The organism is uncultured Tateyamaria sp. (genome assembly GCF_947494755.1).
Classification (GTDB): domain Bacteria; phylum Pseudomonadota; class Alphaproteobacteria; order Rhodobacterales; family Rhodobacteraceae; genus Tateyamaria.
The window spans coordinates 97015-118441 of sequence record NZ_CANLVZ010000004.1 but is presented as its reverse complement, the minus strand read 5'-3'; the positions used below and the strand labels follow the sequence as shown (position 1 = coordinate 118441).

Below are 21427 nucleotides of genomic sequence, written 5' to 3'. Positions count from 1 at the left end.
CCTTAAGAAATGCGGATGCGTGGGTTGAGGAACACGTAGCCGATATCAGATATCAGCTGCGTGATCAGCACCACGACCACAGAGACGACCGAAACGGCCAGAAGAAGTTCGATGTCGTTGTTGCCCGCCGCCTGCACCAGCAGCCAGCCAAAACCCTTGTAGTTAAAGAGCGTCTCAACGATCACGACCCCGTTCAGCAGCCACGGGATTTGCAGCATGATGACGGTGAACGGCGCAATCAGCGCGTTGCGCAGCGCGTGTTTCATGACGATATTGCCGAAGCTGACCCCCTTGAGCCGCGCGGTGCGGATATATTGCGCCGTCATCACCTCGGTCATCGATGCCCGTGTCATCCGCGCGATATATCCCATCCCGTAAAGGGCGATGGTGACCACCGGCAAGGTGAAGTTTTCGAAGGTCGCGTTCTCGATAGCCTGGGTCGCCGATCCCTTGAACCACTTGAGCCCGAAGGCGGAGGAGGCAAAGACCGCGATGAAGATGACCCCCGAAACATATTCAGGCGTCGCTGTAGTCGCAATCGAGAAGGTCGAGAGCGAGCGATCGAGCCCCGACCCCTCGCGCATCCCCGCCAGTACGCCCACGATCAGCGCCATGGGCACCATTACCAGCAACACGAAGCCCATCAGCTTGCCTGTCGCCGCAAGCCGCGTGGCGACCAGGCTGCCGACCTCATCCTTGAACACCAGCGAATAGCCCCAGTCGCCCTGCAATACACCGCAGAAGGTGGAGCGCTCCTCGACCGGGGTCCCTTTGTCAAAACACTGACCGGTGACCGTGCCGTCGTCCTTCTCGGTGGTCCAGCCGGGCGCGACGCCAAGCCAGCGGCCGTATTTGACGAATGTGTTGTCGGTATAGCCGCGATCCCCGAGCCAGCTTGCCACGGCCTCGTCCGACATGCGGAAGTTGCCCTGGGTTTTGGCCAGTTTCTCAAGGTTTGGGTAAAGATTGGTCAGAAAGAACACGATGAAGGTCAGGCAGATTGCCGTCAGCAACATCACACCCAGTCGTCTGAGAATGAAAAGTCCCATATAGCGCCCCTGTTGTGGTGGCTGCGGCAGTCTTGTGCTGCCGGTGATGTTTCGCGGGCAACATTGGCTGCGCCTCGCGTGAACGTCATGTGGACGTCATAAGAATTTCGTTGGTGATTGATTGGCTACGACACGTTGGCTCCCCGGTTTCCGATAGTGCTGGCTTGTTCCCGATGGGGGCTCTGTCTGGCTCGAAACAGTGCGCACCCGTGCAGCATCAATCGGTTATCGGGGCATGAGGCAACAGAACCGGACGCAGGTCAACGGTGTCCTTGCAATATTTGATGCACGTTTGCGACATTTACCTGATCCATACGCGACATGCCTGAACGGACAGCGATGTTGCAAAGGCCATCAAAGCCGCCCGTTTTGGCGCACGGCGGAGGGGGTCATACCGGTGTGTTGCTGCATGAACCGGGTGAAATAGGCAGCCGATCCAAAACCCAGATGCCGCGCCACGTCCTGAATGGCACCGTCACTTTCGATCAATCCGATCCGTGCCGCGTAAAGCACACGTTCGGTCAAAAGATCGGCTGCCGTGCGCCCCGTGGCAGCCTTGCAGACGCGCGTCAGGTGGGTTGGGGTCACATTCAATGCCTCTGCATGATCGGCCATGGTCAGCCCCAAAGCGTGATGATGGGCGACCCGATCACAGAATGCCGCGCTCAGCCGGGCGGCGGCATTCATGGGCAAGGGCAGGTGATCGGGCATTGCGATCTGGCGGCGCAACCAGACCGAAATCAGGGCCGTGTGCCCATCCAGCGCATCCTGCGTCAGCGGGCGCGGCGTGGTGACTTCGCGGTGGGCGGCCTCGAACAGCGCCGTCATATCCGTGATGGCCGCCACATCGCGGATGCGCAACTGCCGGGGACCTTCGGGCAGGCGGATGTCACTGCCATCGGGGATCAGGGCGACCATGCCAGCCCCTTGCCGGCCCAATTCAAGCGAAAACAACGTGCGCGGCGGAATTGAGATGGCATTGTGCGTACCCACCCCGCGCCGGGTTCCGTTCAGCAGCATCCGCCCCTGACCGCGCGTGATCCAGATGATCAGATGCTCGGGGCGATCATGGACCTGGGACAGCCGCCAGTCCTGCGGACCGGTCAGTTGGCCAAGGGTCGCAATTTTGATCGGAGCAAGGGACATCTGGCCTGCACGGTTGTTCGAAACTGTAAATTTTGAACATGCATGACATGATTAAACCAGCGGAAACAGGAAAAAAGGTCAAGGGCGGGCGAGGTGTTCGGCATCGATCCGACGCCAGTCCGCCATGCGGGCGCGAAACCACGTGCGTTGCCGCTTCGCGTAGCGGCGCGTGGCGATGGTGGCGCTTTCGACGGCTTGGGCGTAGGTGAGGGTGCCGTCGATTACACCCATAGCCTCGCGCACCCCGATGGCGCGGCAGGCGGGCAGGGTGGGATCAAACAGGGTGCGCATGGCACGGGCTTCCTCGAGCCCGCCTGCGCGCAACATCTGATCAAAGCGGGTTTCGATCCGCGGGGTCAGCCAGTCCTTGGGACTGTCCAGAACGATCCCGGCATAGCTGCCTTTGACCAAGAGTGGCGGGGCAGTGTCATCCTGCCATGCCGCCAGCCCGCGCCCCGTGGCGGTCTGCACCTCCCAGGCCCGCTGCACGCGGGCGCGGTTGGCGGTGTCGATGCGCGCGGCAGTCTCCGGATCGAGCGTGGCCAGCATATCACCCGCCTCCATCGTGTCGCCTTGGGCGCGCAGGGCGGGCGGGGTTTCAGGAATTTCTGCCAGCCCTTCCGTCAGCGCGGCGAAGTAAAGCCCGGTGCCTCCGACAATGATCGGGCGCGGCCCGTCCAGCAGCGGCGCAACCTCGCGCAGCCAATGCCCGGTGGAGTAAGGGGTATCGTAGGCGACATGCCCATAAAGGTGATGTGGCGCGCGAACCTCTTCCTCGGGCGAGGGGCGGGCTGTGATCACCCGCCAGCAGTCATAGACCTGGCTGGCATCCGCATTCACGACGACACCGCCCTGCGCCTCGGCGATGGCCAGCGCAAGCGCGGATTTACCCGAAGCGGTCGGCCCTACAATCAGAACGGGCAGTGCAGGGTCGAGTTTGGCAATAAGGTCGGTGATCACGCGGTGTCTTCCATTGAAAGCCCGACGCTTTTAGGACAGGTTGCGCGCAAATTGAAAGAGCGGGGGCACGCCATGACCGAGACCGATTCTGGAACGACCTACAAACGGGTCATGTTGAAAATTTCGGGCGAGGCGCTGATGGGCGATCAGGGCTATGGGCTGCACCCCCCGACGGTCGAGCGGATCGCCAAAGAGGTCAAGGCGGTCCACGACATGGGGGTGGAAATCTGCATGGTGATCGGGGGTGGCAACGTCTTTCGCGGCCTGCAAGGGTCGGCCCAGGGGATGGAGCGGACCACCGCTGACTACATGGGGATGCTGGCCACGGTCATGAACGCGCTGGCCATGCAATCTGCGCTCGAGGGGCTTGGGGTGTTCACCCGCGTCATCAGCGCCATCACCATGAACGAAGTGGCCGAGCCCTATATCCGCCGCCGCGCGGTGCGCCACCTCGAGAAAAAGCGGGTCTGCATCTTTGCCGCGGGAACGGGCAACCCGTACTTTACCACGGATACCGCTGCGACCCTGCGCGCCAACGAGATGTCGTGTGCTGCGATCTTCATGGGCAAAAACGGGGTCGACGGGGTCTATGACAAGGACCCGGCCAAACACGCGGATGCGGTGCGCTATGACACGGTCACCTATGACGAGGTGCTGGCCAAACGCCTCGCTGTGATGGACGCAAGCGCCATCGCGTTGGCGCGCGACAACAACCTGCCGCTTTATGTCTTTCCGCTGGATACGCCCGGCGGGTTCAAGGAAATCCTTGAAGGACGCGGCACCTTTACCAAGGTTCAGGGCTAGGCGGCAGTTCTGCTGGCCATCTGCCCAAATCATGGCCTATATCGGTATCCAACGCGGCCAAGACGGCCCAAGAAACGACGGGGAACGCGATGTCCGAAGACTTCATGCTTGACACAGACGACCTTGAGCGCCGCATGGACGGTGCCATGGCGAACCTGAAAACCGAATTTGCATCACTGCGCACGGGCCGCGCGTCAGCCTCGATGCTGGAGCCTGTGATGGTGGATGCGTACGGATCCATGACCCCGATCAATCAGGTTGGCACCGTGAACGTGCCCGAACCGCGCATGGTCACAATCAACGTCTGGGACAAGGGCCTTGTGGGCAAGGTCGAAAAAGCGATCCGTGAAAGTGGGCTGGGGATCAATCCGCAGCTCAACGGCACGATCATCATGCTGCCGATCCCGGAACTGAACGAAGAACGCCGCCGCGAGTTGACCAAGGTGGCGGGCAGCTACGCCGAAAACGCCCGCGTGTCGGTGCGCAACCTGCGCCGCGACGGGATGGACCAGATCAAGAAGGCTAAGGCCGACGGCATGTCCGAAGACGACGAAAAGCTGTGGCAGGGCGAAATGCAGGACATGACCGACAAGTATATCAAGGCCATCGACGCAGCCCTGGAGACCAAACAAGCCGAGATCATGCAGGTCTAATGACCGCACCGGGCCAAGGCCCGGCAAACGCTCCGGGGGAGCGTTTGGATCATTAGAGGGCGGAGCCCCGGTAGAGGGCAACCAAACAAAACCGCCTTGCTTTGGCGCTCACAAACCAAGGAACCATCACATCTCAAACCCCGCACATACCGGCCCGCGCCACGTCGCGATCATCATGGACGGCAACGGACGTTGGGCAACGCAGCGTGGACGCCCCCGTCTGTTCGGCCATCATGCGGGTGCGCGCCGGGTGCGCGAGATCGTGGAGACCTGCCCTGATATCGGCGTCGAATATCTGACGATCTTTGCCTTCTCGACCGAGAACTGGAAACGCACTCAGGTCGAGGTCGCCGGGCTGATGAGCCTGTTTCGCCGCTACATCACCAAAGAGGCCCGCGCGCTCAGCGCGTTTGGGGTGCGGGTGCGGTTTATTGGGGATCGAGTGCGGCTGGACCCCAAACTGGTCAGCCTGATGGACGAGCTGGAATTGCTGACCTCGGAAAACACCAAGGTGCACCTGACCATTGCGCTGAATTACGGCGGGCGGGACGAGGTGGCCCGCGCCACAAAACGACTGGCCGAGGATGTGGCCGCTGGCCGGCTCGACCCCGACGATGTGGATGAAGAAACACTGCCAAAATACCTGGATACTTACGTTTTACCCGATCCGGACCTCGTGATACGCACCAGCGGTGAGGCGCGCATTTCGAACTTTCTGCTCTGGCAATCGGCCTATGCGGAATATGAATTCATCGATACGCTGTGGCCCGATTTCGCGCGGGCTGAATTCACCGCCTTGTGCGCCAATTACGGTGGACGCGAGCGACGCTTTGGCGGGGTCAAGGCATGACGGAAAAGTGGTCCGATCTGGCGGTGCGCATGGGCTCGGGCCTTGTCATGGTGCTGATCGGCATCTGGGGTATTTGGGTCGGCGGCGACGTCTTTCATGTGCTTGTAGCCGTGATCTGCGGGCTGATGGTTTGGGAACTTGTGCGCATGATCGCTCCAACCAGCGTGGGGCGCGCGGTGCAGTTGGGCGGTGTGGCCGCCGTCGCCGTTCTGCTGGCGGTCTATTTGCCCACAGGCTTTGCGCTGCCCCTGCTGCTGGCCCCGGCGATGGTCGGCTTTGGCCAGCTCGACAAGCACCGCGTGACCTACATGACCTTTACCGTGCTCGTGCTGATGGCCGGGTTCGGCATGATGAACGTGCGCGACGATCTTGGGTTTGGCTGGATGGTCTGGCTGGTGCTGGTGGTCGTGGTCACGGACGTGGTGGGCTATTTCGCGGGCCGCCTGATTGGCGGGCCGAAATTCTGGCCGCGCGTCAGCCCCAAGAAGACGTGGGCCGGAACGGTCGCGGGCTGGATCGGGGCAGGGGTGGTGGGTGCCGTCTTTGCGATCAACACCGAGGCCACGCTACAGCTGATCGGCGTGTCCATCGCCGTGTCGATGGCCAGCCAGATGGGCGACATCGCCGAAAGCGCGATCAAGCGGCGCATGGGGGTCAAGGACTCTTCGGCCCTGATCCCGGGCCATGGCGGGGTGCTGGACCGCTTTGACGGGATGCTCGGCGCATCGGTCTTTCTGCTGATGCTGGGCCAGGTCGCCGGATTTCCGGGCGGCGTCTTGTGAGCCGACGCATTTCGATACTGGGCGCGACGGGATCGATCGGGCAAAACACCATTGATCTGATCGCGCGCTACCCGGACGCCTATAACGTGGTCGCGCTGACCGGGGCGTCGAATATCGCTCAACTTGCCAGTGATGCCAAACGGTTACGGGCCGATGTTGCCGTGACGGCGGATGAGGATCGGCTTGAGGATCTGCGCGACGCCCTGCAGGGCTCGGGCATCGAGGCGGCCGCCGGACCGGCCGCGGTGAACGAGGCGGCGAGCCGCCCTGCGGATTGGGTCATGTCGGCCATTGTGGGGGCTGCAGGCCTCGCGCCGGGCATGTGTGCGCTTGAACAGGGGGCGACGCTGGCGCTGGCCAACAAGGAAACGCTGGTCTGTGCCGGGTCGCTGATCCTTGAAACGGCCAAGCGCCACGACGCGCGCCTGCTGCCTGTGGACAGTGAGCACTCGGCGGTGTTTCAAGCGTTGGTCGGTGAAGAGATGAGCGCGGTCGAACGCATCGTGATCACCGCGTCGGGCGGGGCGTTCCGCGACTGGCCGCTGGAACAACTGGCCACGGCCACGCTGGCCGAAGCCTCGGCACATCCCAATTGGGACATGGGCCAGCGGATCACCATCGACAGTGCTTCCATGTTCAACAAGGCGCTGGAACTTATTGAAACCCGAGAATATTTCGGCGTCGAGCCAAGTCAGATCGAAGTTCTGGTACATCCTGAATCCATGATCCACGCGATGGTCGGCTTTCGCGATGGCGCGCTGATGGCCCATGTCGGCCCGCCCGATATGCGCCACGCCATTGGCTATGCCTTGCACTGGCCCGTGCGCCGCACGCTTCCGGTGGAACGGCTTGATCTGGCCGCCATCGGTCAACTCACCTTCCGCGCGCCGGACGAGGTGCGCTGGCCCGCCTTGCGCCTGGCGCGCGAAGTGATGGAGCGGGGAGGGCTGTCGGGGGCCATATTCAACGCGGCCAAGGAAACCGCGCTTGATGGCTTTATCGGTGGTCGGTTAGGCTTCACAAAGATGGCCGAGATCGTCCAGGAGGTCCTCGAAACCACCGATCCAAGTCATATTGATGCCGCAATGACCCTTGATAATGTACTGCACGTGGACCACATCGCGAGAGAGGCCACACGCAGCCTGATCGAGCAAAAAACAGGATAGCACCTTGGATATTTCGGCCTTGATACCCGCCTTTGGCGGTTTCGCATGGACTATTTTCTTTTTTGTTGTCGCGCTGAGCGTGATCGTGGCGATCCATGAGTATGGCCATTACATCGTCGGGCGCTGGTCGGGCATTCAGGCGGATGTGTTTTCCATCGGCTTTGGCCCCGTACTGTGGAGCCGGATGGACAAGCGCGGCACCCGCTGGCAGATCGCGGCGCTGCCCTTTGGCGGGTATGTGAAGTTTGCTGGGGATGCGAACGCGGCCTCGGGCAAGGACGAAGCGGCGATGGCGGACGTGCAGTCTGACCCTGCCGCCTTGCGCCGCACCATGCACGGTGCGCCCTTGTGGGCGCGGGCTGCGACGGTTGCGGCGGGTCCTGTGTTCAACTTTGCTCTTTCGATTATGGTGTTTGCCATCGTTGGCTATTCCAACGGCGTGGTTCGTGACCCGTTGACTGTCGGCGAATTGCGCCCGCTGCCGACGCAGACGCAAGATCTGCAATCGGGTGACGTCGTGCTGGAAGTGAATGGCGCGGCCCTGCCGAGCTTGGATGATCCCACCTACGGCACGTTTGTCGACACATTGCCCCTGACCGAAAACCTGACCTACACGGTCGAGCGGGATGGGGAGCGGCTGGTCGTGGACGGCCCTCATTTACGCCCGCCCTTCGTGCAGGGCGTCAGCCCGCAAAGTGCGGCTGTGGCCGCGGATATCGAGCGGGGCGATGTGATCACCGCCGTGGACGGCACCCCGATCTTTACCTTCACCGAAATCAAGAACGCGGTCGAAGGGTCCAACGGGCGCAGCCTTGACCTGACCGTGTGGCGCGACGGGGCTGAGCTGCAAAAGGTGCTGACCCCCAAACGCGTGGACGAACCGCAACCCGACGGCGGGTTCGCGACCCAGTGGCGCATCGGTATCGCCAGCGGGAGCGCGTTTGAGCCTGCCACGCAGTCCCCCGGTATTGGTGCCGCGATCACGGGCGGGGTGGCGCAGACATGGACAATTATCAGCGGCTCGATCTCGGGGCTTGGCCACATGATCACCGGCGCAATCAGCACCTGTAACCTGTCAGGGCCCATCGGGATCGCGCAAGTGTCGGGCACCATGGCGAGCCAGGGCGCACAAAGTTTCATCTGGTTCATTGCGGTGCTGTCCACCGCCGTCGGCCTGCTGAACCTGTTCCCGATCCCGGCGCTGGATGGGGGGCACCTGGTCTTTTACGCTTACGAGGCGGTGACCGGCAAACCCCCCAGTGATCGGGCCTTGCAAGTCCTGATGGCGGTGGGGCTGACGCTGGTGCTGTCGCTGATGATGTTCGCGCTCGGCAACGATTTGTTCTGCCCTTAAAAGGCGGCAGGGCGCAGTTGCCCAACTCTTGCCACATTTGATCCCAAGTCAGGCCGCAATCAGCATGCATATCATGTGCAACTGAAAGGATGCTGTCATGCAAACACTTCAAAGCGGATATCGCGGCCTGAGCCTTTTGATGATGCTCAACTGGGATCGTGCGCTCTATGGGTGCACTATTGCGATTGCGTTGGTGGCCGGTGCCTGGCTCGGCACGCTCTGAGCCACAAAGCTTCATACGCCTGAAAAACGACCAACCTGCGCCCATGGCGCGGGTTTTGTTGGTTTTGACAAGCCCTCGCATTCCCGTTACTCACTTCGGCATAGTATGTCTGAATACGTGGGATACAACCATGGGACACGGGTCGAGGGGCGAGCATAAGATGGCACTGTCATGCCGAGAGTTTTTCGTTAGAGCGTTTGCGATTATTGCGTTGGTTTCAGTGGCTTGGATGGGGCAAGTAGCACCATCCCTAGCGCAGAATTTCCAATTCAACCGAATTGTAGTGGACGGTAATACACGCGTAGGTGATGCTGCCGTCCTCTCGCGCGCGGGAATCGCTCCGGGTCAGACGGTGACGGCCGGGCAGGTCAATGACGCCGTTCAGAACCTCCAAAGCAGCGGATTGTTCGAAACGGTGTCGGTTGAGCCGCAAGGGTCCACGTTGCTTATCACGGTTGTCGAACTGCCCACGATCAACCGCGTATCCTATGAAGGCAACCGCCGGGTTGACGACGAAGCGCTCAGCGCCGTGGTGCAAAGTCAGGAGCGTCGGGTGTTCAGCCCCGCGCAGGCCGAGCGCGATGCAAGTGCCATCGCCGAAGCTTATTCCAGCCAGGGCCGTATCGCCGCACGGGTCAGCCCGCGGGTGATCCGCCGTCAGGACAATCGCGTCGATCTGGTCTTTGAGATTTTCGAAGGCGATGTGGTCGAGGTCGAGCGCGTAAGCTTTGTCGGCAACCGCGTCTATTCCGACCGTCGCTTGCGCCGGGTGCTTGAAACCAAGCAGGCGGGTATCTTCCGCGCTCTGATCCAGAGCGATACACTGGTGGAGGATCGGGTGGCATTTGACCGTCAAGTCTTGTCTGACTTCTACACCTCTCGCGGCTATGTCGATTTCCGCGTGCTCAGCACAAATGCAGAGCTCACCGAGGAACGCGACGGCTTTTTCTTGGTCTTCAATATCGAAGAAGGCCAGCAGTTTCGCTTTGGCGAAGTGAGCGTTGCGACCGATATCAACCAGATTGACCCCGATGCCTATCAGTCGCTGATCAAGGTGCGCCCGGGCGTGGTCTATTCGCCCGCGCTGGTGGACGCCGAAATCTCGCGGCTTGAGCGACAGGGTCAACGCGACGGTATTGATTTTCTGCGGGTCGAGCCGCGTGTGGTGCGCAACGACCGCGATCTGACGCTGGATGTGGAATTGGTGCTGACACGCGGCCCGCGGGTCTTTGTCGAGCGGATCGATGTCGAGGGCAACACCACAACGCTGGACCGCGTGGTGCGCCGCCAGTTCCGCATTGCGGAAGGTGACCCCTTCAACCCGCGTGAGATTCGCGATGCCGCGGAACGGATCCGCGCACTGAACTACTTTTCGGAATCCAACGTGGAGGCACGCGAAGGATCGACACCCGATCGTGTCGTGATTGACGTCGATGTCGAAGAGCAGCCCACAGGCTCGCTCAACTTTGGTGGCGCGTTCTCGCGCGATGACGGCTTTGGGCTGGTTGTCGGGTTCACCGAACGTAACTTCCTTGGTCGCGGCCAAACCCTTGGGTTCAGCATTTCGACCGCGGAAGAGGCTGAACGTTACGGCATCAACTTTGTCGAGCCATCCTTTCTGGGGCGCGACGTCGCATTTGGTCTGGCGCTGCAATATAGCGAGAGCGACTCGAGCTTTGCCAACTACGACACGGAGTCCTTCCGCTTTCAGCCAAGCCTGACCTTTCCGATCAACGAAAAGGGCATCTTGAGCCTGCGTTACACGTTTCTTGACAACGAACAGCTGATCCGTAGCCCCGTACAGAACGGCGCGGTGGTGCAGACCGAAATCGACGCGGGCAATCAAGCGGCATCGTCGATTGGCTATACCTACACCTACGACTCGCGCAGGAATGGGCTGAACCCGGATGCGGGCTATCTCATCGAATTCGGTCAGGATTTTTCCGGATTGGGGGGTGACGCCGAATTCATCCGAACGCGGGCCAAGGTCGTGGGCCAGCGACTTGCCTTCAACGACGAGGTGACGTTGCGCGCCACGCTCGAGGGTGGATATCTGGCATGGTCTGGCGGTGTGAACCGGACGGTTGACCGCTTTTCGATCGGGCCAAGCGTTCTGCGTGGTTTTGAACCGGGTGGCATCGGGCCACGTGACCTGTCGGCCCCGAGCGACTCTGACCCGCTTGGTGGTAACCTGTTCCTCGCGGCACGGTTTGAGGCGGAATTCCCTCTTGGCCTGCCGGACGAGTTGGGGATCAGCGGCGGCGTCTTCTATGACGTTGGCAACCTTTGGGACCTCAGCGATGTGGACCTGTCAGGCGGCAATATCGTGGGCGAGGGCGGCTCGTTCCGCCATGTGATCGGCTTCTCGATCTTTTGGGACACTGCCGTGGGTCCGCTGCGCCTGAACTTTACCAACGCCCTGAGCAAAGAAGACTTCGACGAAGAGCAGACATTCGATCTGACCATTTCGACGACGTTCTAGGGCGATGGGATCAGCCCTTCGCCTGATCATCGTGACGCTGGCCCTGTTCGGGGCCAGCGTTTCCTTTGCCCAGGACGTGCGCAGCCCGATCCTGACCATCGACAGCGACCGCTTTTACCGCGCCAGTGACTTTGGCCAGCGGGTCCTGCGCGAGATTGCCGAACAGACAGACGCCCTGGCCGAGGACAACCGGGTGATCGAAGAGACGCTCGAGACCGAAGAACTGGCCCTGACCGAACAGCGCGCCGACCTGCCACCCGAGGACTTCCGCGCCCTTGCGGATGCGTTTGACGCCCGGGTGCAATCCATTCGCGAACAGCGCGAGGCGGAAAACCGCGCAATCGCCAACCAGCTCGAAGAAAACCGCGACCGCTTTCTGAATGCGGCCGCCCCGGTGCTTGAGGCGATCATGCGCGAGGCTGGCGCGGCGGTCATTCTGGAGCGCCGCAGCGTCTTCATTAGCGCCAATGCCATCGACATCACCGATACGGCGGTCGAGCGGATGAACGAGGCCCTCGGTGATGGGGTGCAAACGCCCGACTAGGCGCGCTTGCGACATGACCGACGTCTTGGTAGGCAAGACAACAGACCACATAATACAAAAGGCCCGAGCATCGCATGACCACTGATTTATTGACCGCCGATATCGGGTTGATCCAACGCATCCTGCCCCACCGCTATCCGTTCTTGCTGGTGGACAAGGTCAGGGACATTGACGGCTATCAGTCGGCGACGGGCATCAAGAACGTCACAATGAACGAGCCCCACTTTCAGGGCCATTTCCCCGGCAAACCGATCATGCCCGGCGTCACCATCGTCGAGGCGATGGCCCAGACAGCGGCGGTGATGGTGGGCACGGCGCTGGACATGGCGGATCAGAATATGCTCGTCTATTTCATGGCGATTGATAGATGCAAATTCCGCCGCATGGTCCTGCCCGGCGACGTGCTCGAGCTGCACCTGACCACCGTGCGTGGCAAGCCCGGTGGCAAAGTTTGGAAGTTTCAGGGCATGGCGCAAGTCGAAGGCGAGATGGCCTGCGAGGCCGAGTTCACCGCGATGATGGACTTGCCCGCCGCATGACGCAGTCGATGATCCACCCCTCCGCTGTCATCGAGGACGGTGCGCAGATTGATCCAAGTGCCAGGATTGGCCCGTTTTGCGTGGTCGGCCCGCAGGTCGTGATCGGCCCTGATGTGGTCCTCAAAAGCCATGTGGTCGTGACCGGTGATACCGAAGTTGGTGAGGGCACCGTGATCTTCTCCTTCGCGGTCATTGGCGAGGTGCCCCAGGATTTGAAATTCAAGGGCGAGGCGAGCCGCCTTGTCATTGGCAAGCGCAACCGCATCCGCGAACATGTCACGATGAACTGTGGTACCGAAGGCGGGGGCGGAGTGACCCGCATCGGCGATGACGGGCTGTTGATGGCCGGCTGTCACATTGCTCATGACGCGCTGCTCGGGGACCGGGTGATCGTGGTAAACTCGGCTGCTGTCGCGGGCCACTGCATCATCGAGGATGATGTGATCGTGGGCGGTCTCTCCGGCATCCACCAGTTTGTGCGCATCGGGCGCGGGGCCATCATCGGTGCTGTGACCATGGTCACCAATGACGTCATTCCCTACGGGCTTGTGCAGGCCCCGCGTGGCGAGTTGGACGGGCTGAATCTTGTGGGCCTCAAGCGGCGGGGCGTGAGCCGGGCGGACATCACCGCCCTGCGCGCCGCCTTCCAGATGCTGGCCCAGGGGGACGGGACCTTTCACGACCGCGCCGAGCGGTTGGGGCGTGAATCCGAAAGCGCCTATGTGCGTGAAATCGTGGACTTTGTGATGGGCGACAGCGACCGGTCGTTCCTGACGCCGCGCTGATGCTGGCAGTGATCGCAGGTCAGGGCGCTTTGCCGGGGGCAGTGGCCCGCGCGCAAACGACACCGCCGCTGGTCTGTAGTCTGGCTGGCAATGATCCGGCGGACCTGAGCGTCGATGTCCACTTTCGCGTCGAGCATCTGGGCAGTTTTCTGTCGGACCTGAGCACGCGCGGCGTGCGCGAGGTGTGCTTTTGCGGTCGCATTGACCGTCCCGCCGTTGATCCGACCCAGATCGATGCACAGACCGCCCCCATGGTGCCCACGCTCGCCGCGGCCGTTGCGGGGGGCGAGGACAAGGCCCTGCGCGCGATTGCGACCCTGTTCGAAGAGGCAGGGCTAAAGGTTGTCGGGGCCGCCACGCTCGCGCCCGATCTGTTGCCCGCACGTGGGTGCCCGACCCGCACGCCCGTGCCGCCCCATGCCGAAAGCGATGTGACCGTCGCGCTCAACGTGTTGGGCGATCAGGCCAAGACGGATGTGGGACAAGCCTGCGTCATCCGTGACCGCACGGTCGTCGCGCGCGAAGAGACCGCCGGGACCGATGCGATGCTGGATGGTCTGGGGCCCACAGGGCCGAGCGATGACCCCTTTGGCGCGGCGATGGATGCGGTCGGCTCCGTGCTGGGCACGGCTGCCGACTGGCTATCGGGACCAGACGGCGCGCCACCTGCATCACCGCGCCGCGGCCTTTTGTTCAAGGCCCCGAAACCCGGTCAGGACCGCCGTGTTGATCTGCCCACCATCGGTTCGGGGACCGTGGCGCGTGCGGCGCAGGCCGGGCTCGAAGGGATCGTGATCGAGGAGGGCGGGGTCATGGTGCTCGACCTTGCCGACGTGATTGCGGATCTGGATGCTGTGGGGATGTTTCTGTGGGTGCGCTAAAGGTCTTCATCATCGCGGGCGAACCATCGGGGGATGCTTTGGGCGGCGCACTGATGGCCGGGCTCACCACGCTTTACCCGGATGTGGAATTTGACGGCATCGGCGGAGAACAGATGCAGGCCCAAGGCCTCAACAGCCGCTTTGACATGTCTGAACTCACCTTGATGGGCATTGCCGAGGTGCTGCCCAAATATCGTCACCTCAAGCGCCGCATTCGCGAAACCGCAGAGGCGGCGGTGGCTGCGCGCCCCGATGTGCTGATCACTATCGACAGCCCGGATTTCAGCCTGCGTGTGGCCAAACAGGTCAAGGCGGTGTCGAGCATTTGCACCATGCACTATGTGGCCCCGACAGTGTGGGCTTGGCGGCCAAAGCGCGCGCACAAGATGGCCCGCGTGATTGATCACGTCCTCGCGCTGTTCCCGTTCGAGCCCCCTTATATGGAGGCCGCAGGCATGACCTGCGATTTCGTGGGCCACCCGGCGGCCACCGTGCCGCAGGCGGATGCGCAACAGATCACAGCCTTTCGCGCCAAACATGGGCTGACCGATGCCGCGCCGCTGATCCTCGCGCTGCCCGGATCGCGCCGGGGCGAGGTGTCGCGGATGGCCCCTGTCTTTGGGCAGGCTCTGGGGCATCTGGCGCAAACTCGCCCCGACTTGCGCGTTGTTTTACCCGCAGCGGCCAATGTGGCTGACGCGGTGCTGGCCGAGGTCGCGGACTGGCCGGTCAGGCCCGTCGTACTGGACCCGCGCGGCGTGCCACTTGAGGCGGCGCAGGCGGAAAAGACGGCTGCGTTCGGGGCGGCGGATGTGGCGCTTGCCAATTCCGGCACCGTCCAGTTGGAACTGGCCGCGTCCGGCACGCCGCTGGTCAGCGCCAATGATGTCCACTGGCTGAGCCGCGCGATCATCAGCCGGATGATGATCACCGACACCTACAGTCTGATCAATCACATCACCGACTCGCGCATCGTGCCCGAGGCGATCGGGTACGATTTCACGCTGGAGAATGTGATTTCCGCGATGGAAACCCTGCTGGCCGACCCCTCGAAACAGGCCGCCGCGCTGGAACAGACGATGGAGCGGTTGGGCCGTGGCGGAGAAGACCCCGGCCTGCGCGCCGCCCGTGCGGTGTTGGGCAGGCTTTAGCCCAATTGCACCAGCGCGTGCCGTTTCTTGCCCGCCGACAGCTTGATCGGAGCGGACAGTGCCGCGCCATCCACCATCAAGCCCGCATCGGTCAAGGCCGCGTCGTTCATGCGCGCGCCGCCCTCCGCAATCAGGCGCTTGGCCTCTTTGCCAGACCCTGCAAGACCCGACTTCACGATCAGCTGCACGATGGAAATCCCGTCGCCCAGATCATCGGCCGACAAGGTGAGGGTGGGCAGGTCATCCCCGACGCCGCCTTTCTCAAAGACATCGCGCGCGGTTTCGGCGGCGGTCTTGGCCGCCTCCGCCCCGTGCAGCAGGGTGGTGACTTCGGTGGCAAGGCGGGCCTTGGCCTCGTTGATCTCGGACCCTTTCAGCGCACCAAGCCGCGCGCACTCATCCAGTGGCAGTTCGGTATAAAGTTTCAGGAACCGCCCCACATCCGCATCCGTCGTGTTGCGCCAGAACTGCCAGAACTCGTAAGGCGAAAGCATGTCAGGGTTCAGCCACACGGCACCTGACTGGGATTTGCCCATCTTCTTGCCATCGGATGTGGTCAGCAGCGGTGAGGTCAGCCCATAGACCTCGCCCTCAATCACTCGGCGGGTCAGGTCGATGCCATTGACGATATTGCCCCATTGATCCGAACCACCCATTTGCAAAATGCAGCCATAGCGGCGGTGAAGCTCCATGAAATCATAGGCTTGCAGGATCATGTAGTTGAATTCAAGGAATGATAGGGATTGTTCGCGATCAAGTCGCGACTTGACCGACTCGAAACTCAGCATCCGGTTGATCGAGAAATGCCGCCCGATATCGCGCAGGAAATCGAGGTAGTTCAGCCCATCCAGCCACTCGGCGTTGTTGAGCATCTGCGCGCCCGCATCGTAGTCGAGGTAAGCCGAAAACACCTGCTTGATGCCCGCGATATTGGCGTCAATGGCCGCGCTGTCCAGCAGGGGCCGCTCGTCCGCGCGGAAAGACGGATCGCCCACCTTGGTCGTGCCCCCGCCCATCAGCGTGATCGGGTCATGCCCGGTCTGCTGGAACCAGCGCAGCATCATGATCTGGATCAGCGAGCCGACATGCAGCGACTTGGCCGTCGCATCAAACCCGATATACGCCTTTTGCCCTGGCTTCAGCAGCGCCTCGTCAAGGCCCTGCATGTCCGTGCAATCGGCCAGAAAGCCGCGCGATTTCATCACATGCAGGAAATCGGATCGGGGGGAATAGGTCATTTGGCTTGTCCTCGGGTCGGGCCTGCCGCAGTCTATAAGCAAGGCAGGGGCAAAGGAAAAGACCATGGATAAGGTCGCCGAAAAGGTGCGGGAAAAGGGCCGCGTGATCCGCGCACTTGGCGCGATGTCCGGCACGTCGCTGGACGGGGTCGACGCGGCCGTTCTCGAAACCGACGGGGTGGACATCCACGGCTTCGGCCCAAGCGATTTCCGACCCTATTCAGAGGCTGAACAAACCACCCTGCGTGCGGCCCTTGGGCAGTGGCACGGGGACACGCTTGAGCCTGCAACGGATGTGGTGATGCGCGCGCATGCCGAAGTTTTAGACGCGTTCAACGACATCGATCTGGTCGGCTTCCACGGGCAGACGGTCGCCCACGCGCCGCGCCAGCAAGGCACGTTGCAACTGGGCGAGGGGGCCGCGCTGGCCCACAGTCTTGGTGTGCCCGTGGTCTGGGATTTCCGCAACGCGGATGTGCAATTGGGCGGTGAGGGTGCGCCGCTGGCCCCGTTCTTCCATTTTGCCTGCGCCAAATGGATCGGGGCGACAGGGCCGGTCGCCTTTCTCAATCTGGGCGGGGTCGGCAACATCACCTGGGTCGATCCGAGCTACGCGAAACCGGAACAGGACGGTGCCCTGCTGGCCTTCGACACCGGCCCGGCCAATGCGCCAGTCAATGATCTTGTCCACAAACGTCTCGGGCAGCCTTATGACAAGGATGGCCGGATCGCAGCCAAAGGGACTGTCGAAACCGGCGCGCTCGAGTTGTTTTTGGCCGAGAGCTATTTCTCACGAATGCCGCCCAAGTCATTGGACCGGAACGATTTTGCAGAAATGATTGGGCTGGTAAATGAGTTGAGCGATGCAGATGCCGCCGCTACGCTTACAGCCATGTGCGCCGCCGGTGTGGCCGAGGCGATGCAACATTGCCCAAGCCCGCCAACCCGCGTGCTGGTCACAGGTGGGGGCCGCCACAACCCCGTGCTGATGCGGATGCTGGACGTGTCGCTCGACTGTCCCGTCGCCCCGGTCGAGGCGGTGGGCTTGGACGGTGACATGCTCGAGGCGCAGGCCTTTGCCTATCTCGCGGTCCGGGTGGCGCGGGGCCTGCCGACTTCATGCCCCGGGACGACCGGCGTGCGGGCCGCCGTCGGGGGTGGCACGCTCAGCCTGCCTTAACGCGGAATATCAAAGCCTTCGGGGCCAAGTTAAACCCGTCAAACTGAAATCCTGGCGAGACGGTGCAACTGACCAATGTCCACTCACCTGTGCTGCGTGCGGCCTGCCAATGGCCTTCGGGCACGATGATCTGCGGTGCACCGGCATCCAGATCAGGGCTCAACACGTGATCCGTTGCCGGGCCGGCCCCCGTCGCGCTCAGCGACAGGATCAGCGGCGCACCGGCGTGAAACAGCCAGATTTCGGTGGCATCCACGGTGTGCCAGTGACTGGCCTCACCTTCTCTGAGCAGGAAATAGATGCAAGTCCCGACAGGGCGGCCTTCATTCGTGGCGGCCCATGTCTGGCGGTAGTGGCCACCTTCGGGATGGGGCTGCAAGTCCAGCCGGTCAATGATCTCTTGCGCGGTCATGGGACGAGGGTAGGGTGGCGCAAGCAGGAGGACAAGCGCGATGCGGGTGATCATCATCGGGGGTGGAATCATAGGCGCGGCGCTGGCCCGGCATCTTGTCGAAGGCGGCGCGGATGTGACCGTGCTTGAGGGTGGTGGCGGGGCGACCGCGGCCTCCTTTGGGTGGGTCAACGCCAGCTACTTTCTGAACCCCGACCACTTTGCACTGCGCGCTGAGGGGATTGAGGCGTGGAAACGTTTGGGCGGCTGCGTGACGTGGACGGGGTGTCTGGCGTGGGAAGATGAGGGCGCAGATTTTGACGCGCAAAAACAAAAACTTGAGGATCTCGGTTATGACATTTCGGAAGTGGATGCGACGCAGTTCGCGCAGTTGGAACCGCACATAGCCGTCCCCGAACGCGCATTGCATTACGCGACCGAGGGGATCGCGGCCCCCGTTGAAACAACCCAACATCTGTTGCTCGGCGTGCGCCGGATCAGCGGCGTGAGGGCGCTTGGCATTGCATATCACGCCGGGCAGGTAACGGGGGTCGAGACGGCGCAGGGCGTGTTGGCCGCCGACCGGGTTGTCGTGGCAGCAGGCATTGGCAGTCCGGGGCTGCTGGCCTCTGTCGGTGTGGAACTGCCGATGCTCAAGCGTCCGGGCGTGATGGTGCGCACCGCGCCGGTTGCGCCCTTGTTGCACCATATCCTCGTGGCACCGGGTCAGGAGTTGCGACAGGACGCGGCGGGTCACATCTGGGCACCGGGCGCGGCGCAGCATCAAAGCGACGATGTCGAGGCCCCGCCAGCGCCGCTCGACGCGCTGGCCGATGCCACGCTTGGGCGGGTGCGCGCCGTGCTTGGCGATGTGGACCTGTGGTGGGATCAGGTAATGCTGGCCGACCGTCCGGTGCCACAGGACGGTTTGCCGGTCTTTGGCCCTTGCGGCCTCGACGGTCTGTTCGCGGCGGTCATGCATTCAGGGGTAACGCTGGCCCCGATCACCGCCGAACTCTTAGGCGCACAAATCCTCGACCAAGGGCTGAGCAACGCGCAGACCGCCTTGGCCGCACCCTTTGATCCGGGCCGCTTTCAAAGCGGGTGATCAAAGAACCGCAGATGCGGGGCAAAGTCTGGGTCAGGCTCATAAAACGGCGCGCAGGGCGCAAACCCCATCCGATCATAAAGCGCAATGGCCTCGGTCAGCGGCGCAATCGTGTCGAGCACGGCGCGGGTGTACCCATCGCCGCGCGCGCCCTCCAAGGCGGCTTGTAGCAGAGCGCGGCCAGCGCCGGTGCCGCGTGCGGCGGGGTCCACGAACACGCGCTTGATCTCGGTCACGCCGTGGGCCGCAAGCGGATAATACATCGCACAGCCCACAACGGTGCCGTCCGCCTCGGCCAGCAGAATGTCACCTTTTGGACGTGCGTGGATGCGCGGCAGATCGTCAATCAGAGCGGCGTAGCTGTCCGCGCCATAATAGGTGTCGACGATGCCGGGGATGTCGCGAGCGCGCTCTGCCAGCAGGTCTCGGTAGGCCCAGCACAGCCGCGCGATTGTGGGCGCATCCGCAAAGGTGGCGGAGCGTATCGAAATAGTCATTGGCAATACTTATCAATGGCCTGCGCCATGGTGTTCAACTGGCGGCGCACACGTGCCCGAGGTCTGATCTGTTCCATCAACGCCATGTTGTCGCGGCCCGTATACCACGCATCAAAGATCAGCCCCCGTATGTCATCGTCCAGCACCTGTTCGGCGACAGAATACCAGCACCTGCACTGCGCGACCGAGACCGCGCCAATGCGATCTTCAGCCCGCATCCTGGCGCACGTCGTGGCCGCATCCTGCGCATTTGCGGGCCCGGTCAAAACGACCAGCCCCGCACAGATCACAGCCAGCGATCTCGGCCTCATTTCAGGATCGAGCGGCCTGCATATTCCGCGCTTTCGCCCAGCATCTCTTCGATGCGGATCAACTGGTTGTACTTGGCCAGCCGGTCCGAGCGCGCCAGCGATCCGGTCTTGATCTGACCGCAGTTCGTAGCGACGGCGAGGTCGGCGATGGTGGCATCCTCCGTCTCACCTGACCTGTGGGACATCACATTGGTGAAGCGGGCGCGATGGGCCATGTCAACGGCTTTAAGAGTTTCCGTCAACGTCCCGATCTGGTTGACTTTTACCAGCATCGAGTTGGCGCAGCCGCGTTCGATCCCCATGGCCAGCCGTGCGGGATTGGTCACGAACAGATCGTCGCCTACCAGTTGCACCTTGTCGCCGATCATGTCGGTCAGGGCCTTCCAGCCGTCCCAATCATCCTCGTCCATGCCGTCCTCTATCGAGATGATCGGATAGTCGTTGACCAGTGCTGCGAGGTAGCGCGCGTTTTCCTCGGACGTGAAGGATTTGTCTTCACCTGCAAGTACATATTTGCCATCCTTGAAGTATTCTGTGGCCGCGCAATCAAGTGCCAGATAGATGTCTTCGCCCGGCGTGTAGCCCGCCTTTTCGATGGATTTCAGGATGAAGTCGAGCGCGTCGCGGGTGGAACTGATGTTGGGCGCAAAGCCGCCTTCGTCACCGATGCCTGTGGACAGACCCGCGTCGGTCAATTCTTTCTTGAGGGTGTGGAACACTTCGGAGCCCATGCGCACCGCTTCGCGGATGCTATTCGCGGCGACCGGCATGATCATGAATTCCTGAATATCGATAGGGTTATCAGCATGTTCTCCGCCGTTGATAATGTTCATCATGGGCACGGGCAGCATGCGGGCCGAGGTGCCACCGACATAGCGATAAAGCGGCTGTTGCGTCCATTCGGCGGCGGCCTTGGCTGCGGCCAGCGACACACCAAGGATCGCGTTGGCCCCAAGGCGCGCCTTGTTTGGCGTGCCGTCCAGTTCGATCATTGCGGCGTCCAGTTCGACCTGTTCGGTGGCGTCGATGCCCACCAGCGCCTCGGCGATTTCGCCATTGACGGCTGTGACTGCCTCAAGAACACCCTTGCCCTTGTAGCGGGCTTTGTCCCCATCGCGCTTTTCGACCGCCTCGTGCGCGCCTGTGGAGGCACCGGATGGCACGGCAGCGCGCCCCATGGTCCCGTCTTCGAGGGTCACGTCGACCTCGACGGTGGGATTGCCCCGGCTGTCGAGGATTTCGCGGGCGTGAATGTCGATGATCGTGCTCATGGGAGGACTCCTTTGACTTGAAACTTGCCCCTGCATGTACCGTTACGGCAGCGCCAACAAAA

22 protein-coding genes and 1 pseudogene are annotated in these 21427 nt (G+C 62.2%); 15 read left to right on the top strand and 8 right to left on the bottom strand.

All coding sequences use genetic code 11. The features are described from left to right. Window positions 1-2: 2 nt before the first annotated feature. The 3 genes from Q0908_RS06545 to miaA all read right to left on the bottom strand — a co-directional run bounded on the left by Q0908_RS06545 (window position 3) and on the right by miaA (window position 3155). Window positions 3-1049, bottom strand: a complete 1047-nt coding sequence (locus tag Q0908_RS06545; RefSeq protein ID WP_299282058.1) for an ABC transporter permease — start codon at window positions 1047-1049, stop codon at window positions 3-5. A 354-nt stretch (window positions 1050-1403) separates the two neighbouring features. Next, complete coding sequence (locus tag Q0908_RS06540) at window positions 1404-2195, bottom strand: AraC family transcriptional regulator (RefSeq protein WP_299282056.1); 792 nt, start codon at window positions 2193-2195, stop codon at window positions 1404-1406. Between the two features lie 78 nt (window positions 2196-2273). Continuing rightward, window positions 2274-3155 carry a tRNA (adenosine(37)-N6)-dimethylallyltransferase MiaA gene (gene miaA / locus Q0908_RS06535; protein WP_299282054.1) on the bottom strand — a complete coding sequence of 294 codons (882 nt, stop codon included), beginning with the start codon at window positions 3153-3155 and terminating at the stop codon, window positions 2274-2276. Window positions 3156-3227: 72 nt separating this feature from the next. Here miaA and pyrH point away from each other — a divergent pair, with 72 nt between their 5' ends. From pyrH to lpxB, 13 genes are all read left to right on the top strand, one after another. Then, window positions 3228-3959, top strand: coding sequence for a UMP kinase (pyrH, locus tag Q0908_RS06530; protein ID WP_299282052.1), 732 nt, complete (start codon window positions 3228-3230; stop codon window positions 3957-3959). Between the two features lie 89 nt (window positions 3960-4048). Then, complete coding sequence (gene frr, locus Q0908_RS06525) at window positions 4049-4612, top strand: ribosome recycling factor (protein WP_299150022.1); 564 nt, start codon at window positions 4049-4051, stop codon at window positions 4610-4612. Between the two features lie 130 nt (window positions 4613-4742). Further along, entirely contained in the window at window positions 4743-5462 is a 720-nt protein-coding gene (uppS, locus tag Q0908_RS06520; RefSeq protein WP_299282360.1) for a polyprenyl diphosphate synthase, read from the top strand. Then, complete coding sequence (locus Q0908_RS06515) at window positions 5459-6244, top strand: phosphatidate cytidylyltransferase (RefSeq protein WP_299282050.1); 786 nt, start codon at window positions 5459-5461, stop codon at window positions 6242-6244. Before uppS ends, Q0908_RS06515 begins: the two co-directional genes overlap by 4 nt. Continuing rightward, window positions 6241-7410, top strand: a complete 1170-nt coding sequence (gene dxr, locus Q0908_RS06510; RefSeq protein WP_299282048.1) for a 1-deoxy-D-xylulose-5-phosphate reductoisomerase — start codon at window positions 6241-6243, stop codon at window positions 7408-7410. The genes Q0908_RS06515 and dxr overlap by 4 nt, the downstream gene beginning before the upstream one ends. 4 nt (window positions 7411-7414) lie before the next feature. Then, the gene (gene rseP / locus Q0908_RS06505) at window positions 7415-8764 is read left to right on the top strand and encodes an RIP metalloprotease RseP (protein ID WP_299282047.1); all 1350 of its coding nucleotides are present in this window, start codon (window positions 7415-7417) and stop codon (window positions 8762-8764) included. 97 nt (window positions 8765-8861) lie between these two features. Further along, window positions 8862-8987: a hypothetical protein gene (locus tag Q0908_RS06500; protein WP_299282045.1), complete on the top strand. Its 126-nt coding sequence runs from the start codon at window positions 8862-8864 to the stop codon at window positions 8985-8987. Between the two features lie 229 nt (window positions 8988-9216). After that, complete coding sequence (bamA, locus tag Q0908_RS06495) at window positions 9217-11469, top strand: outer membrane protein assembly factor BamA (RefSeq protein ID WP_299282043.1); 2253 nt, start codon at window positions 9217-9219, stop codon at window positions 11467-11469. Window positions 11470-11473: 4 nt separating this feature from the next. Beyond that, window positions 11474-12013, top strand: a complete 540-nt coding sequence (locus tag Q0908_RS06490; RefSeq protein ID WP_299282041.1) for an OmpH family outer membrane protein — start codon at window positions 11474-11476, stop codon at window positions 12011-12013. 74 nt (window positions 12014-12087) lie between these two features. Then, window positions 12088-12552, top strand: a complete 465-nt coding sequence (gene fabZ, locus Q0908_RS06485) for a 3-hydroxyacyl-ACP dehydratase FabZ (RefSeq protein ID WP_299282039.1) — start codon at window positions 12088-12090, stop codon at window positions 12550-12552. Between the two features lie 8 nt (window positions 12553-12560). Further along, a complete protein-coding gene (lpxA, locus tag Q0908_RS06480) occupies window positions 12561-13337 on the top strand; it encodes an acyl-ACP--UDP-N-acetylglucosamine O-acyltransferase (protein WP_299282038.1) in 777 nt (258 codons plus the stop codon). Next, the gene (gene lpxI / locus Q0908_RS06475; RefSeq protein ID WP_299282036.1) at window positions 13337-14218 is read left to right on the top strand and encodes a UDP-2,3-diacylglucosamine diphosphatase LpxI; all 882 of its coding nucleotides are present in this window, start codon (window positions 13337-13339) and stop codon (window positions 14216-14218) included. The genes lpxA and lpxI overlap by 1 nt, the downstream gene beginning before the upstream one ends. After that, entirely contained in the window at window positions 14206-15369 is a 1164-nt protein-coding gene (lpxB, locus tag Q0908_RS06470) for a lipid-A-disaccharide synthase (RefSeq protein WP_299282034.1), read from the top strand. Before lpxI ends, lpxB begins: the two co-directional genes overlap by 13 nt. Here lpxB and tyrS read toward each other — a convergent pair. Beyond that, window positions 15366-16607: a tyrosine--tRNA ligase gene (gene tyrS / locus Q0908_RS06465; RefSeq protein WP_299282032.1), complete on the bottom strand. Its 1242-nt coding sequence runs from the start codon at window positions 16605-16607 to the stop codon at window positions 15366-15368. The genes lpxB and tyrS overlap by 4 nt on opposite strands. A gap of 64 nt (window positions 16608-16671) precedes the next feature. On the opposite strand from tyrS, the gene Q0908_RS06460 reads away from it, so the two are divergent. Next, window positions 16672-17787, top strand: a complete 1116-nt coding sequence (locus Q0908_RS06460; protein ID WP_299282030.1) for an anhydro-N-acetylmuramic acid kinase — start codon at window positions 16672-16674, stop codon at window positions 17785-17787. Here Q0908_RS06460 and Q0908_RS06455 read toward each other — a convergent pair. Next, window positions 17784-18199: pseudogene (locus tag Q0908_RS06455) on the bottom strand (cupin domain-containing protein). The gene Q0908_RS06460 and the pseudogene Q0908_RS06455 overlap by 4 nt on opposite strands. Before the next feature lie 40 nt (window positions 18200-18239). Here Q0908_RS06455 and Q0908_RS06450 point away from each other — a divergent pair. Then, complete coding sequence (locus Q0908_RS06450) at window positions 18240-19286, top strand: FAD-dependent oxidoreductase (protein WP_299282028.1); 1047 nt, start codon at window positions 18240-18242, stop codon at window positions 19284-19286. Here the strand turns inward: Q0908_RS06450 and Q0908_RS06445 are convergent. Genes Q0908_RS06445 through eno form a run of 3 tightly spaced genes read right to left on the bottom strand, consistent with a single transcriptional unit; the run spans window position 19274 to window position 21365 of the window. Further along, window positions 19274-19783, bottom strand: a complete 510-nt coding sequence (locus Q0908_RS06445; RefSeq protein ID WP_299282026.1) for a GNAT family N-acetyltransferase — start codon at window positions 19781-19783, stop codon at window positions 19274-19276. The two genes, Q0908_RS06450 and Q0908_RS06445, sit on opposite strands and share 13 nt — an antisense overlap. Then, entirely contained in the window at window positions 19780-20094 is a 315-nt protein-coding gene (locus tag Q0908_RS06440) for a hypothetical protein (RefSeq protein ID WP_299282024.1), read from the bottom strand. Before Q0908_RS06440 ends, Q0908_RS06445 begins: the two co-directional genes overlap by 4 nt. Next, window positions 20091-21365, bottom strand: coding sequence for a phosphopyruvate hydratase (gene eno / locus Q0908_RS06435; protein WP_299282022.1), 1275 nt, complete (start codon window positions 21363-21365; stop codon window positions 20091-20093). The genes Q0908_RS06440 and eno overlap by 4 nt, the downstream gene beginning before the upstream one ends. Window positions 21366-21427 lie beyond the last annotated feature (62 nt).